General features: G+C 61.2%; 12 protein-coding genes. 8 read left to right on the top strand and 4 right to left on the bottom strand.

Annotated features, from left to right (window positions below; all coding sequences use genetic code 11):
- Nucleotides 1–385 precede the first annotated feature (385 nt).
- Nucleotides 386–1,810 carry an aspartate ammonia-lyase gene (gene aspA, locus BLR69_RS21145; RefSeq protein ID WP_025854459.1) on the bottom strand — a complete coding sequence of 475 codons (1,425 nt, stop codon included), beginning with the start codon at nucleotides 1,808–1,810 and terminating at the stop codon, nucleotides 386–388.
- Between the two features lie 182 nt (nucleotides 1,811–1,992).
- Here aspA and BLR69_RS21140 point away from each other — a divergent pair, with 182 nt between their 5' ends.
- Nucleotides 1,993–2,904, top strand: a complete 912-nt coding sequence (locus tag BLR69_RS21140) for a LysR substrate-binding domain-containing protein (protein WP_071494663.1) — start codon at nucleotides 1,993–1,995, stop codon at nucleotides 2,902–2,904.
- Nucleotides 2,905–2,911: 7 nt separating this feature from the next.
- Here the strand turns inward: BLR69_RS21140 and BLR69_RS21135 are convergent, their stop codons facing one another.
- Nucleotides 2,912–4,654 (bottom strand): zinc metalloprotease, encoded by a 1,743-nt coding sequence (locus tag BLR69_RS21135; protein ID WP_083365820.1) that lies wholly within the window; start codon nucleotides 4,652–4,654, stop codon nucleotides 2,912–2,914.
- 362 nt (nucleotides 4,655–5,016) lie between these two features.
- Here BLR69_RS21135 and purE point away from each other — a divergent pair, with 362 nt between their 5' ends.
- From purE to BLR69_RS21115, 4 genes are all read left to right on the top strand, one after another.
- Nucleotides 5,017–5,508 (top strand): 5-(carboxyamino)imidazole ribonucleotide mutase, encoded by a 492-nt coding sequence (gene purE / locus BLR69_RS21130; protein WP_003176980.1) that lies wholly within the window; start codon nucleotides 5,017–5,019, stop codon nucleotides 5,506–5,508.
- An 11-nt stretch (nucleotides 5,509–5,519) separates the two neighbouring features.
- Nucleotides 5,520–6,605, top strand: a complete 1,086-nt coding sequence (locus tag BLR69_RS21125; protein WP_071494662.1) for a 5-(carboxyamino)imidazole ribonucleotide synthase — start codon at nucleotides 5,520–5,522, stop codon at nucleotides 6,603–6,605.
- Between the two features lie 105 nt (nucleotides 6,606–6,710).
- Nucleotides 6,711–6,956: a GlsB/YeaQ/YmgE family stress response membrane protein gene (locus BLR69_RS21120; RefSeq protein ID WP_058424295.1), complete on the top strand. Its 246-nt coding sequence runs from the start codon at nucleotides 6,711–6,713 to the stop codon at nucleotides 6,954–6,956.
- 78 nt (nucleotides 6,957–7,034) lie between these two features.
- Complete coding sequence (locus BLR69_RS21115) at nucleotides 7,035–7,571, top strand: DUF3299 domain-containing protein (protein ID WP_010207590.1); 537 nt, start codon at nucleotides 7,035–7,037, stop codon at nucleotides 7,569–7,571.
- A 122-nt stretch (nucleotides 7,572–7,693) separates the two neighbouring features.
- On the opposite strand, the gene BLR69_RS21110 is transcribed toward BLR69_RS21115, so the two are convergent.
- Nucleotides 7,694–8,593 carry a D-hexose-6-phosphate mutarotase gene (locus BLR69_RS21110; RefSeq protein WP_071494661.1) on the bottom strand — a complete coding sequence of 300 codons (900 nt, stop codon included), beginning with the start codon at nucleotides 8,591–8,593 and terminating at the stop codon, nucleotides 7,694–7,696.
- A gap of 58 nt (nucleotides 8,594–8,651) precedes the next feature.
- Nucleotides 8,652–9,056: an acyl-CoA thioesterase gene (locus BLR69_RS21105; RefSeq protein WP_003176975.1), complete on the bottom strand. Its 405-nt coding sequence runs from the start codon at nucleotides 9,054–9,056 to the stop codon at nucleotides 8,652–8,654.
- Nucleotides 9,057–9,514: 458 nt separating this feature from the next.
- On the opposite strand from BLR69_RS21105, the gene BLR69_RS21100 reads away from it, so the two are divergent.
- From BLR69_RS21100 to BLR69_RS21090, 3 genes are all read left to right on the top strand, one after another.
- Nucleotides 9,515–10,804, top strand: coding sequence for an MFS transporter (locus tag BLR69_RS21100; RefSeq protein WP_058424292.1), 1,290 nt, complete (start codon nucleotides 9,515–9,517; stop codon nucleotides 10,802–10,804).
- Between the two features lie 219 nt (nucleotides 10,805–11,023).
- On the top strand, nucleotides 11,024–12,010 hold the full coding sequence (locus tag BLR69_RS21095) for a phosphate ABC transporter substrate-binding protein PstS (protein WP_016978637.1): 987 nt from the start codon (nucleotides 11,024–11,026) through the stop codon (nucleotides 12,008–12,010).
- A gap of 487 nt (nucleotides 12,011–12,497) precedes the next feature.
- Nucleotides 12,498–14,531 carry an ABC transporter permease subunit gene (locus BLR69_RS21090; RefSeq protein ID WP_172832163.1) on the top strand — a complete coding sequence of 678 codons (2,034 nt, stop codon included), beginning with the start codon at nucleotides 12,498–12,500 and terminating at the stop codon, nucleotides 14,529–14,531.
- The last annotated feature ends 15 nt before the right edge of the window (nucleotides 14,532–14,546 follow it).

The following is a 14,546-nucleotide window of genomic DNA, read 5'->3' as shown; positions in this document are numbered from 1 at the left end:
AACGCAGGACGGTTCGACGCTATCGCTCAGCACCAGGCAGTGCACGACGCTTCGACCCCAATCCTTTTGCGGGTGTTGTTATTCATGCGGTTTCGCGCTGTCCAGGACCTCGTTACCGACGATCTCTGACGCGAAGAGGGGCGGCACTATACCTAGGCGAACGTGATCCGTCTGCTCGGGGCGATTAAAGGTTTGTAGGAGCGAGCTTGCTCGCGAAGGTCGTGAACGATGATGAGTACCTCTTGGGTGAACGCGGTGCCCTGTAGTTTTTCGCGAGCAAGCTCGCTCCTACAAGCAAAAAAAAGGGCCTGAAGAACGAGCCTTCAGGCCCTCAAAAGGTGAGAGGTGTCTAGTCCCTCAACCTGGTGAGCGGTGCAACAAACGCTTAGGCCTTCAGCGGGACCAAGCGTGGGGCAATCATGTTTTCGGGGCGCAGGATGTCGTCGAGCATGGCATCGTCGAGCAAGCCTTCTTCGCGCACCAGTTCCAGCACGCCGCGGCCGCTTTCGAGGGCGATACGGGCGATGCGGGTGGCGTTTTCATAGCCGATGTACGGGTTCAGCGCGGTGACCAGGCCGATGGAGTGCTCCACCAGTTCACGGCAGCGGGCTTCGTTGGCGGTGATGCCGACGATGCAGTGCTCGCGCAGCATGTCCATGGCGCGTTGCAGCAGGCGGATCGAGTCGAAGATCTTGAACGCGATCAGCGGTTCCATCACGTTCAGTTGCAGTTGGCCACCTTCGGCTGCCATGGTCAGGGCCAGATCGTTACCGATGACCTGGAACGCCACCTGGTTCACGGCTTCCGGGATCACCGGGTTGACCTTGCCGGGCATGATCGAGCTGCCTGGCTGGCGGGCCGGCAGGTTGATCTCGTTGATGCCGGTGCGTGGGCCGCTGGACAGCAGGCGCAGGTCGTTGCAGATCTTCGACAGCTTTACCGCGGTGCGCTTGAGCATGCCGGAGAACAGCACGAAGGCGCCCATGTCGGAGGTGGCTTCGATCAGGTCGGCAGCCGGCACGACCGGCTGGCCGCTGATCACCGCCAGGCGCTGTACGGCCAGGGCCTGGTAGCGCGGATCGGCGTTGATGCCGGTACCGATGGCGGTGCCGCCCAGGTTCACTTCGGTCAGCAGCTCCGGCGCCAGGGTTTTCAGGCGTGCCAGGTCTTCACCGAGGGTGGTGGCGAAGGCGCGGAATTCCTGGCCGAGGGTCATCGGCACGGCGTCTTGCAGTTGGGTGCGGCCCATTTTCAGCACGTGGCTGAACTCGACGCCTTTGGCGGCGAACGCCTGGATCAGGCTGTCGAGGCTGGCCAGCAGCGCGTCATGGCCCAGCAGCAGACCCAGGCGGATCGCGGTCGGGTAGGCGTCGTTGGTCGACTGCGCCATGTTCACGTCGTTGTTCGGGTGCAGGTATTGGTACTCGCCCTTGTTGTGGCCCATGGCCTCCAACGCGATGTTGGCGATGACTTCGTTGGCATTCATGTTGGTTGAAGTGCCAGCGCCGCCTTGAATCATGTCCACCACGAACTCTTCGTGGAAATCGCCGCGGATCAGACGGGCACAGGCTTCGCTGATGGCAGCGTGCTTGGCTTCGCTGAGCTGGCCCAACTCGCGGTTGGCGTCAGCCGCCGCTTGCTTGACCATTGCCAGACCGACCACCAATTTCGGGTAATGCGAAATCGGAACGCCCGAGAGGCGGAAGTTGTTCACCGCTCGCAGGGTCTGGATGCCGTAATACGCTTGAGCCGGTACTTCAAGTACGCCAAGCAGGTCTTTTTCGGTACGGAAAGATGCAGCGGAGGACATGACGGAAATCATCTCGATATGGACCCGGAACTGGCCGGAACGCTGCGAATGCTAGGCTTGTAGAACTTTTTGGGCCAATGCTGTTAAGCACTGGCCTATGCACAAACGGCATAATGTGCGTGTGACCCGGTTATCATGGCGGGCGTGTGTGCCAAAATGGTGCGTACCCACGGGAGGCAGTAATGAACCTTGAGAGCAAATGGCTGGAAGACTTCAGCGCCCTGGCGGCGACCCGCAGTTTTTCCCAGGCGGCGGAGCGGCGCTTCGTCACCCAGCCGGCGTTCAGCCGACGCATCCGCAGTCTGGAGGCGGCGTTGGGGCTGACCCTGGTCAACCGCTCCCGCACGCCGGTTGAGCTGACGGCGGCGGGCCAGTTGTTCCTGGTCACCGCGCGCACGGTGGTCGAACAGCTCGGTGAAGTGCTGCGCCATTTGCATCACCTGGAAGGCGGGCAGGGCGAGGTCATGCAAGTGGCGGCGGCGCACTCCCTGGCCCTGGGCTTCTTTCCACGCTGGATCGCGCAACTGCGCAACGAAGGCCTGAACATCGCCACGCGACTGGTGGCTACCAACGTCGGCGACGCGGTGCATGCTTTGCGTGAGGGCGGCTGCGACCTGATGTTGGCGTTCTACGACCCCGACGCCGCGATGCAGATGGACGCGGAAATTTTCCCGTCGCTGCACCTGGGCAATACCGAAATGCTTCCGGTGTGTGCCGCCGATGCCGACGGCAAACCGTTGTTCGACCTGGAAGGCGAAGGCAGCGTACCGTTGCTGGCCTACAGCGCCGGCGCGTTTCTCGGTCGCTCGGTGAACTTGCTGTTGCGCCAACGGGCACTGCGCTTTACCACCGTGTACGAAACCGCCATGGCTGACAGCCTCAAGAGCATGGCCCTTGAGGGCCTGGGCATAGCCTGGGTACCGCAGTTGAGCGTGCGCGCCGAGCTGGCGCGGGGTGAGCTGGTGGTGTGCGGCGGGCCGCAATGGCATGTGCCGCTGGAAATCCGCCTGTACCGCTGCGCCTTGGTGCGCAAGGCGAACGTGCGGTTGCTGTGGCGCAAGCTCGAAGGCGGAGCGGCAAGCCCCGCCGTATAGCCGTGCGTCAATCGAACTGGCTCAGGTAGGTGCGGATATTGTCCCGGTTCTTGTCGCTGAACCGGTAGGCGTTGCCCCTCAGGAACGAGAAAAAGTCACGATTCTTCATCAGGGTTTCGTGCCACCAGCCATTGAAAATATTGTCGCCGTCTTTATGCAGCGCGCCGAGCATATGCCCGACTTCATGGGCTGCGATGCGGTATGACGTTGTCGCGGCAATGCCGAAGCTGTCATGCAGATAAGCTACGCCGGCCGCTTGTGAGTCAATGTCATCGCGGGTCAGCAACAGATACAGGTCGAGCGGCGAAAGGGTGATCGAAGCGTGTTCCAGGTGCTGGAGGACGGTATGTTTCCAGGCAGATAGGCTGGCCCGATGATCCCCTCTGTATTTGAAATCGATTAGATAAGCCGGCCCGGTTTCCTGATGAAACGTGATCATGACTGTCCGGCCGGAAAGGTCTTCCAGTTCGGTTTGCAGCCAGGAAAAATAGTCTTCGCGCAGGGACGGCAGCCGGCTGTCGCCGTGCAAATCACGATGGATGTAGACGTTCAGGTTGATCGGCTTCGGCGCAGCAGGCGCCGGAATGGGCGCTGGGCGGGGTGGCAGTTTTCGTTCAAACGCCGCGATGGCGGGTGTCGCGTGGTCTTTGAAGGTGCTTTCAAGGGTCATCAATGACCTGAGGTCCGAGGCGGTCTCGATGTGACGGTTGATCCAATTGGCCTGCTGGAAATGCCGAGGCCGCGCCCATGACCACGCGTGCCGGATGTCTCGGCGTTGCTGGTTGATCAGCGCCAGGGTCACGTCCTCATAGAAGTGCGGGCTGAACACCATCGGTGACAGGCTGACGTGATCGTCCCGTAGCCCTTGCCTGGCCAGCTTTTCCAAGCGCTGAAGTTGATTGCGGTCGATACACGGCAGCAGACGGTGGAGGCTGGTCTCGCTCAACTCGGCAATCAGGTGGGCTCTGAGCAGGGCGGGCGAGTAGAACGCCTGCAACTTGAGCCCGGGCACGTAAAGGACACAGGGGTTCTGACCGGGTGCTGCGTTGGCGGGCGTGCGGGTGATCAGGAAGGCGCCGTACAGCGGGACATGCGCTTGTTGTTCTTCATCCTGAAACGCGATGCGGTAGAGATGGCAGCCGGAAATATGCCCGGGCGACGCCAGGAGCGTGATCAACGCCACGCTTTCATGGTCCAGCGACCCGTCTGCCAGCCTGAGCGATGCCGCACACTGAAGCTGGACCGCGAAGGCTCGGGCCACGTACGCCTGGTTGGTCATGTCGGCGTAGGGGTGCCGGGCTTGCCAGAAGTCGGCGAGGTCACTCAGGTAGAACTCGATACCCTCTAGGTTCTGCAGGGCTATCTTCAATAGCGTCTGGCACTCGGGCGGCAGGGCTTGCAAGGCGTCTGCTCCGGGGGTGTAGAACACCACCGTACTGGCGTTGTAGGTGGAGGGCAGAGCGTTAAACAGAACGAGGTGGTGGTAGAGGGCGTACAAAGTGTGTTGCGGGGTCGTGTCCGATGGTGGGCAGGCGTAGAAGATGCGGTCCAGCTCGGGCCTGGGCAGGTAGTGCTCGAGCACCTGGGTCAGTAGCTTCAGTGCGCTCACTGGGCGGGTAGGCAGATGGCCCAGGGTGTAGATGACATTTTTGTTCAGCGCCTTGAGCAATGTGGCCGTTTCGGGCGGTGTCAGGTTGAGGATGTCGTGGGGCGCGGGTAGGGTGCGGTAATACTCGACCGATGCAGGCATGGGGGCAGTCCTTGTCCTTGGAGATGTCAGTGGGGTGTGTCGCTGTCCACGATAAGGCTGCGCTCTGCCATTGCCTGTCGGTGCCATAGGCAAATGCGGTAGTGGCATTCGATGTTGGAGGGGTGAAGTTTCAGTGTTGGAGAAGACCTGTCGGGTTGACCTGCAAGTCAGTAAATCTGCCGCTTTGGCGCTTAAGACAGATGGTCATCCCAGGGGCTGTTTATCTGGATTATTACGGTATACTGCGCGGCCTTCGGCCGGTCCAACCGGCCTTAATTCGTACACCAAGCCACGCCGGATTTCCCGCGTGGCTTGTTGTTTTTTGACGCGCCTGCGGGCGCCCAGAGAGAAGAGGCACGACGATGAGTGCATTGGTTGGCGTGATCATGGGCTCCAAGTCCGATTGGTCCACCCTTAGCCACACCGCCGATATGCTGGAAAAACTCGGCATTCCCTACGAAGTGAAAGTGGTCTCCGCCCACCGCACTCCGGATTTGCTGTTCCAGTATGCCGATGAAGCAGAATCCCGTGGCATCGAGGTGATCATCGCCGGTGCGGGCGGTGCAGCGCACCTGCCCGGCATGTGTGCGGCCAAGACCCACCTGCCGGTACTCGGCGTGCCGGTGCAGTCGGCGATGCTCTCGGGCGTGGATTCGCTGTTGTCCATCGTGCAGATGCCGGCCGGCATCCCGGTGGCGACCCTGGCGATCGGCAAGGCCGGCGCGATCAACGCCGCCCTGCTGTCCGCCAGCATCCTGGGCGCCAAGCATCCGCAGTTCCACGCGGTGCTGAAAAAATTCCGTGCTGAACAGACAGACAGCGTGCTGGACAATCCAGACCCACGCATCGCCTGAGGTTGTTGACGATGAAAATCGGTGTAATCGGTGGCGGCCAACTGGGCCGCATGCTGGCCCTGGCGGGAACCCCGCTGGGGATGAACTTCGCTTTCCTGGACCCGGCGCCGGACGCCTGCGCGGCGGCCTTGGGTGAGCACCTGCGCGCTGACTACAGCGACCCGGACCACCTGCGCCAACTGGCCGACGAGGTCGACCTGGTGACCTTCGAATTCGAAAGCGTCCCGGCCGAAACCGTCGCGTTCCTGTCGCAGTTCGTCCCGGTGTACCCGAGCGCCGAAGCCTTGCGCATTGCCCGCGACCGCTGGTTCGAGAAAAGCATGTTCAAGGACCTGGGCATTCCGACCCCGGCCTTCGCCGATATCCAGTCCCAGGCGGACCTGGATGCCGCCGTCGCCAGCATCGGTCTGCCGGCCGTGCTGAAAACCCGCACCCTGGGTTATGACGGCAAGGGCCAGAAAGTCCTGCGTACCGACGCCGATGTGGTCGGCACCTTCGCCGAGCTGGGCAGCGTCGCCTGCCTACTGGAAGGCTTCGTACCGTTCACCGGTGAAGTCTCGCTGATCGCCGTGCGTGCCCGTGATGGCGAGACCCGCTTCTACCCGTTGGTGCACAACACCCACGACAGCGGCATTCTCAAGCTGTCCGTGGCCAGCACCGACCACCCGTTGCAGGCCCTGGCCGAAGACTATTCCAGCCGTGTGCTCAAGCAGCTGGATTACGTTGGCGTGATGGCGTTCGAGTTCTTTGAAGTCGACGGTGGCCTCAAGGCCAACGAAATCGCCCCGCGCGTGCACAACTCCGGGCACTGGACCACCGAAGGTGCCGAGTGCAGCCAGTTCGAAAACCACCTGCGGGCGGTGGCGGGCTTGCCGTTGGGTTCCACGGCCAAGGTCGGCGAGAGCGCCATGCTCAACTTCATCGGTGTGGTGCCACCCGTGGAAAAAGTCATCGCCATCGACGACTGCCATCTGCATCACTACGGCAAGGCCTTCAAGGCCGGGCGCAAGGTCGGCCATGCCAACCTGCGCTGCAAGGACCGCGCGACGCTGCAAGCGCAGATCCTCAAGGTTGAAGCGCTGATTGCCGAGCAATAAGGCAAGTCCGACGGGAACCATTGGTGACCGTCGTCTCTCTGATTGCAGGATGCCAAAGCCTGACTAGGCTTTGGCATAGCTCACCTACATTCAGAGGGAAATGCCATGGGTATCATCGGAACCATCTTTATCGGCTTGATCGTCGGCCTGCTCGCGCGTTTCCTGAAACCAGGCGACGACAGCATGGGCTGGATCATGACCATCCTGCTGGGTATTGCAGGTTCGTTGGTCGCCACTTACGGTGGCCAGGCCCTGGGCATCTACCAGGCAGGCCAGGGCGCCGGCTTCCTCGGCGCGCTGATCGGCGCCATCGTGCTGCTGGTGATCTACGGCCTGCTGAAAAAGAAATGATCTAAGCGACGAAGCTCTCTGCGCTGCGCAGGCGCAGGGGGCTAGAATGCTCGCCACCTGTATTTGTCGAGCCTCTCCATGCGCCGTCTTTTGTTAACACTCCTCCTGCTGGGCCCTGGCCTGGCGCACGCCGGTGAACTGCCGGAAACCGACTGGCTCGACCTGATGCCGCTGTCGGACCAAAAAGCCCTCGAAGCCATGCCCGAGATCGACCACAACTCCCCCGAAGCCCAAGGCACATTCACCGACAAGGGTGGCCTGAAGCAGAGCAAGGGCTTGCCGGCGGTGATGTATTCCACCAAGACCGTGGCGGCCATGAACGGCAAAAACATCCGTATCGGCGGCTACCCGGTGCCGTTGGAGACTGACGCCAAGGGCCGCAGCACCTTGTTCTTCCTGGTGCCGTACCCAGGCGCGTGCATCCACGTGCCACCGCCGCCGCCGAACCAACTGGTGTTGGTGCGCTATCCCAAGGGGCTGAAGCTGGATGATATCTATACGCCGCTGTGGGTCACGGGCACGTTGAAGGTGGAGAAGGTCAATAACGATCTTGCCGATGCGGCCTATGCGCTGGATGCGGGGAAAGTGCGGGTGGTCAAGGAATCCGATCTTTAAAGGGCAACATATAACCAATGTGGGAGGGGGCTTGCCCCCGATAGCGGTCTATCAGTAGCCAATGTGCTGACTGATCCACTGCTATCGGGGGCAAGCCCCCTCCCACATTTTGATTGGCGTTCTTACAGGGCGACAGCGCTGATGCTCACACCTAAGGTGTGGCTTTCGCCGGGCGCCAGGCTCACCACATCGTCCAGCACATTCGCCGTCTCGATGCACAGCATGCCCGGCCAGCCATCATCGGCCATGTCATCAAACGCCTTGGCACGTTCGGTCCAGGGGTTCCAGATCACCGTCGACTTTGAGCCCTCGGCAGTGAGCTGGATACGGCGCTGCCAGTCTTTGTCGACGATGCTTACCTGGGACGGCATATCGAGGTAGATGCGATCGGTTTCTGCGGTGAAGTGCAGCAGTCCGGATTGCACCTTCACGGCCCAGCCGTCCGCGGTATCGATATACGTCACGCCGTCCAGCCCATCGACATCTACATTGCGCACATCGCTCACCGCAAAGTAGGTGTGCAGCGCCTGGCTGAGGGTTACGGTGTCAGTGCCACGGTTATGACTGGTCAGGTGGATATGCAGTTGATCCTCCAGCAGCAGGCTCAGTTTCAGGTCGACCTGGTGCGGCCAGCCCGGAAAACCGCCCGTCGGCACCGGCAGTACCAGATCCACCCGTAGCGCATGGCCTTCGAGTTCCGTCGCAGCCAATTCCCAGAGTGCCGTACGCACAAAACCGTGAGCGCCGGCCGGCTGGTCGCTCTGGCGCATCGCCTTGACGCTCTGCGGGTTACGGTCGAACACACCAAACCATGGCCAGCACACCGGTACGCCGGTGCGAATGCCCTTGCCCCGCTTGAACACCGCTTCAGGGTTCGGCCAGATAAGCGGCTGCTCGCCGTCGCGCTGGTAACTGAATATATGCGCGCCCTGTTGGGCCACCATCAGTTCCGCGCCGTTGTGGCGGATGCGCCAGCAGTCCAGCTCGTCGATTTTCACGGATTCAACGTGGGGCGTCGGCATAACAAAGCACTCTTCATGGCAGGCGATGGGGCAATTGACCGTCAAAACCCGGTGAGGTTTAACGTGCGCGCGACGGCACCGAACGCGTGCGGCCGCTGCCATCGATGGCGACGAACACGAACACCGCCTCGGTGACCTTGCGCCACTCACTGGACAGCGGGTCGTCGCTCCACACTTCGACCATCATCTGGATCGAGCTGCGACCGATTTCCAGGGCCTGGGTGTAGAAGGAGAGTTGCGCGCCCACCGCGACCGGCACCAGGAACGCCATGCGATCAATGGCGACAGTGGCTACACGCCCGCCTGCGACCTTGCTCGCCATCGCGGTGCCAGCCAGGTCCATCTGTGCGACCAGCCAGCCGCCAAAGATATCGCCAAAACCGTTGGTTTCACGCGGGAGGGCGGTGATTTGCAGGGCGAGATCGCCTTGCGGGATAGGATCTTCTTGTTCGAGTTCGATCATGCCGAGCGTGCCTCTGACCCGTGACGCTTCATGGGTATTTCAAGTGGATAGCCGTCTTATGGAAAAACGTTTCAGCACCAACATACTCCGCGTGATGCGTTTCTCGTAAGGCGTACTAAAGGGAAACTCTGCCAAATCGGCTGGAGGGCTTCCAACGACGGTTTGGCACAGCAGCCCCTCAAGACTGGGCGTCTTGCGCTTGCAAGGGCCGAGTATATCGACACCCTGTCGCCACGACGACCTCTGGACGCTCATTTGGTCGGCAATTGGCGGCTGTATCGCGGCTTTTTCCGGCAACTGTGCTTCTGTGCGCAGATGCAGCGCAAAAAAGCCGAATATTTCATGCCGTCGAACTGTTATTCGCTCAGCGCTGTGCTTTTTCGAGCGATTTGCTATCTTGCCAAGCCTGCCGCAAGTCCCGGGCTTGCCGTCCCGACTACTATAAGAGAAGCCTTGCCATGTCCTCCGTGCCCGCAAGCAGTGCGCAACCGTCGCGCCCGCTGACCCGCAACGACTACAAAACTCTGTCGCTGTCTGCCTTGGGCGGGGCGCTGGAGTTTTATGATTTCATCATTTTCGTGTTTTTCGCCACCGTGGTCGGAAAACTCTTCTTCCCGGTCGACATGCCCGAATGGCTGCGCATGATGCAGACCTTCGGCATCTTTGCCGCCGGTTACCTCGCTCGCCCGCTGGGCGGCATTATCATGGCGCACTTCGGCGACCTGCTGGGCCGCAAGAAGATGTTCACCCTGAGCATCTTCATGATGGCCGTGCCGACCCTGATCATGGGCCTGCTGCCGACCTACGCGCAGATCGGCCTGTGGGCGCCGGTGCTGTTGCTGCTGATGCGCATCATCCAGGGCGCGGCCATTGGCGGTGAAGTGCCAGGCGCGTGGGTGTTCGTCTCCGAACACGTACCGCCACGGCATATCGGCTACGCCTGCGGGACGCTCACCAGCGGCCTGACAGCCGGTATTTTGCTGGGCTCTCTGGTGGCGACCGCGATCAACACTATCTATAGCCCTGAGCAGGTCTCGGATTACGCCTGGCGTATCCCGTTCCTGCTTGGCGGTGTGTTCGGCCTGTTGTCGGTGTACTTGCGCCGCTGGCTGCACGAAACGCCGATCTTCGCCGAGATGCAGCAACGCAAGACCCTGGCTGCCGAGTTGCCGTTGCGCGCCGTGCTGCGTGATCACCGAGGGGCCATCGTCTTGTCTATGTTGCTGACCTGGCTGTTGTCGGCCGGCGTCGTGGTGGTGATCCTGATGACCCCGACCGTGCTGCAGACTATCTATCACTTCAGTCCGACCGTTGCGCTGCAGGCCAACAGTCTGGCCATCGTCACCCTCAGCCTCGGCTGCATCGCTTCGGGCGCCCTGGCCGACCGCTTCGGCGCAGGCCGTGTGCTGGTCGCTGGTTGCGCACTGTTGCTGGCCACATCCTGGACGCTGTATCACAGCCTCATGGCCCACCCAGACTGGCTGTTCCCGCTGTACGCACTGACCGGCCTCTTTGTGGGCACCATCGGCGTGGTGCCCTACGTGATGGTCAAGGCTTTCCCGCCCGTGGTGCGTTTCAGCGGCCTGTCGTTCTCTTACAACGTGGCCTACGCCGTATTCGGCGGGCTGACGCCGCTGGCGGTGTCTCTGCTGATGAAGGAAAGCCCGATGGGCCCGGCCTACTACGTTGCCGCCCTGTGTGTGATGGGGATGGTGGTGGGTGGGTATCTGTGGAAGCGTTCGCGCTAAACCATGGGTGATGATCGTTCCCAGCCCTGGGAACGATCACGTCTCAACGTATTTCCAAGCCTTCACCTCTCCCTCCCAGGCCCCGTGCCTGCGCGCTTTTTTGTGTTGTCGTTGAATAGTGGCCTTTCATCTAATTGTCACATTCCAGACATAGAGTGTTCACACGGCCTCCCGATACTTGGCCCCGATCCAATTATCCCTATCTGCTAGGAGCAAGGCATGAAACTGAAACGTTTGATGGCGGCAATGACTTTTGTCGCTGCTGGCGTTGCGACCGCCAACGCGGTGGCCGCTGGTGTTGATCCGGCAATCCCGGCGTACGTCAAGACCACTGGTGTGTCGGGCAACTTGTCCAGCGTTGGTTCCGATACCCTGGCTAACCTGATGACCCTGTGGGCCGAGGGTTACAAAAAGGAATACCCGAACGTCAACATCCAGATTCAAGCTGCCGGCTCGGCCACCGCGCCACCTGCGCTGACTGAAGGCACCTCCAACCTGGGCCCGATGAGCCGCAAGATGAAGGACACCGAACTGGCGGCCTTCGAGCAGAAGTACGGCTACAAGCCAACCGCTATCCCGGTTGCTGTGGATGCCCTGGCGGTGTTCGTGCACAAGGACAACCCGATCCAGCACCTGACCATGGAACAAGTCGACGCGATCTTCTCCTCGACTCGCCTGTGCGGTGGTAAAGCCGACGTGAAAACCTGGGGTGACCTGGGTGTGACCGGCGACCTGGCCAACAAGCCGGTGCAACTGTTCGGTCGTAACTCGGTATCCGGCACCTACGGCTACTTCAAGGAAGAAGCCCTGTGCAAAGGTGACTACAAGCCAAACGTGAACGAACAACCCGGCTCGGCTTCGGTCGTGCAGTCGATCAGCTCCTCGCTGAACGGCATCGGTTACTCGGGCATCGGCTACAAGACCGCCAGCGTGAAGACCGTGGCCCTGGCCAAGAAAGGCAGCACTGACTTCATCGAAGACAGCGAAGAAAACGCCCTGAACGGCAAATACCCGCTGTCGCGTTTCCTCTACGTGTACGTCAACAAAGCCCCGAACAAGCCTCTGGCCCCGCTGGAAGCCGAGTTCGTGAAGCTGGTTCTGTCCAAACAGGGCCAGGAAGTTGTCGTGAAAGACGGCTACATCCCACTGCCAGCCAAAGTCGCCGCCAAGGCCCTGGCTGACCTGGGTCTGAAAGAAGGCAACTAAGCCTGCGGTACCCGGTGTAATACCGGGCCCCTGTGGGAGCGGGCTTGCTCGCGAAGACGGTGTGTCATTCAACACACCTGGCGACTGATACGACGCCTTCGCGAGCAAGCCCGCTCCCACACAAAGCCCGGTTACATCCCTAATTTTAAGTCCGCTGCCAGCCTTGCTTCGCGGCGGATTTGTTGCGTCACTTCACTGTCATCTTTCTGTCATACAGGATCGCTAGGGTGTGCGCATGAATGATCTGGCCAATTCCACCATGACGACGACTTCTCCCCCCAAGCGCATTGACTTCAATACGCCTGAGTTGCAACGCAAGCGCCGCATTCGCGCGCTCAAGGATCGCCTGACCCGTTGGTACGTGCTGGTCGGCGGCCTCGCCGTCCTCGGCGCCATCACCCTGATTTTCTTCTTCCTGGCTTATGTCGTCGCGCCACTGTTCCAGGGCGCTTCATTGACCAAGGAAGACGCCCTGACCCCGGCCTGGATCCAGGACGCGGGCAAGCCGCTGATGATCTCCCTCGAAGAACAGAACCAAGTCGCCATGCGGGTTTCCGACAAGGGCCAGGCGCTGTTCTTCAATGTCGAGACCGGTGCCGAGCTCAAGCGTGTCGACCTGCCCCTGCCGGCCGGCACCAGCGTTGCTTCTATCGGTGAAGACCAACCCGGCAGCCCGCTGGTGATCCTCGGTCTGTCCAACGGCCAGTCCCTGGTGTTCCGCCACACCTATAAGGTGTCCTACCCGGACGGCAAGAAAACCATCACCCCCGCGATCGAATACCCCTACGGTGAAACACCGATCGTGCTGGATGACGCCGGCCGCCCGCTGGAACACGTGGCCCTCAACGCCACGGATTCGTCCCTGGTGGTAGCAGGCTCCGCGGGTTCGCACTTGAACGTGCTGTCCCTGAGCCGCGAAGAAAACATGATGACCGGCGAAGTCACCAGCGAGCAGAAGCGCATCGAGCTGCCGCAGATGACCGAGCCGGTGAAGGCGATCTTCATCGACCCGCGCCAGCAATGGTTGTACGTGATCAATGGTCGTGCTTTGGCCGATGTGTTCAGCCTGCGCGACAAGAGCCTCAATGGTCGCTACAAACTGCTGGAAGACGGCACTGCTGAAGTCACCGCGAGCACGCAGCTGGTGGGCGGTATCTCGCTGATCGTCGGTAACTCCAAGGGCGGCCTGGCCCAGTGGTTCATGGCCCGCGATCCGGATGGCGAGCAGCGCTTCAAGCAGATCCGTACCTTCCAGATGGGCACCACGCCGATCCTTGAAATCACCGCCGAAGAGCGCCGCAAAGGCTTCACCGCCCTCGACGCGTCCGGCAAGTTCGGTGTGTTCCACAGCACCGCCCACCGCACCTTGCTGGTGGACCCGGTGGTCGACGGCCAGGGCGTGTTCGGCATGTCGCCACGGGCCAACCGCGTGATCGTGGAGGCGGGCGGCAAGCTGCAGCCGCTGATGCTCGACAACCCGCACCCGGAAGTGTCCTGGAGCGCACTGTGGAGCAAGGTCTGGTACGAGAACTACGACGAACCCAAGTACGTCTGGCAATCCACCGCCGCCAACACCGATTTCGAACCCAAGATGAGCCTGGCGCCGCTGACCTTCGGCACCTTGAAGGCCGCGTTCTACGCCATGCTGTTGGCTGCGCCACTGGCCGTTGCCGCTGCGATCTACACCGCCTACTTCATGGCCCCGAGCCTGCGCCGCAAGGTCAAGCCGGTGATCGAACTGATGGAAGCGATGCCGACGGTGATCCTCGGCTTCTTCGCCGGCCTGTTCCTGGCGCCGTATGTGGAAGGGCATCTACCGGGGATTTTCAGCCTGTTGATGCTGTTGCCGATCGGCATCCTGGTGGCCGGCTTCATCTTCAGTCGCTTGCCTGAATCCCTGCGCCTGCGTGTACCGGATGGCTGGGAAAGTGCGATTTTGATCCCGGTGATCCTGTTCGTGGGCTGGCTCTCGCTGTACATGAGCCCGTACCTGGAAACCTGGTTCTTTGGCGGCGACATGCGCATGTGGATCTCCCACGACCTGGGTATCACCTACGACCAGCGCAACGCTCTGGTGGTCGGCCTGGCCATGGGTTTCGCGGTGATCCCGAACATCTATTCCATCGCCGAAGATGCCGTGTTCAGCGTGCCACGCGGGCTGACCCTGGGCTCGTTGGCCCTGGGCGCCACGCCGTGGCAGACCATGACCCGCGTGGTCATCCTCACCGCCAGCCCGGGCATCTTCTCGGCGCTGATGATCGGCATGGGCCGTGCGGTGGGCGAGACCATGATCGTGTTGATGGCCACCGGTAACACCCCGGTGATGGAGATGAACCTGTTCGAAGGCCTGCGAACCCTTGCGGCCAACGTCGCGGTGGAGATGCCCGAGTCGGAAGTGGGTGGCAGCCACTACCGCGTGCTGTTCCTCTCGGCGCTGGTACTGCTGCTGTTCACGTTCATCATGAACACCCTCGCCGAGCTGATCCGTCAGCGTCTGCGCAAGAAATACTCGTCGCTTTAAGAAAGGTAGAAGTCT

This window comes from Pseudomonas azotoformans (assembly GCF_900103345.1).
Taxonomy (GTDB): domain Bacteria; phylum Pseudomonadota; class Gammaproteobacteria; order Pseudomonadales; family Pseudomonadaceae; genus Aquipseudomonas; species Aquipseudomonas azotoformans.
The sequence above is the reverse complement of the archived record's forward strand: the minus strand, read 5'-3'. Positions and strand labels throughout refer to the sequence as shown.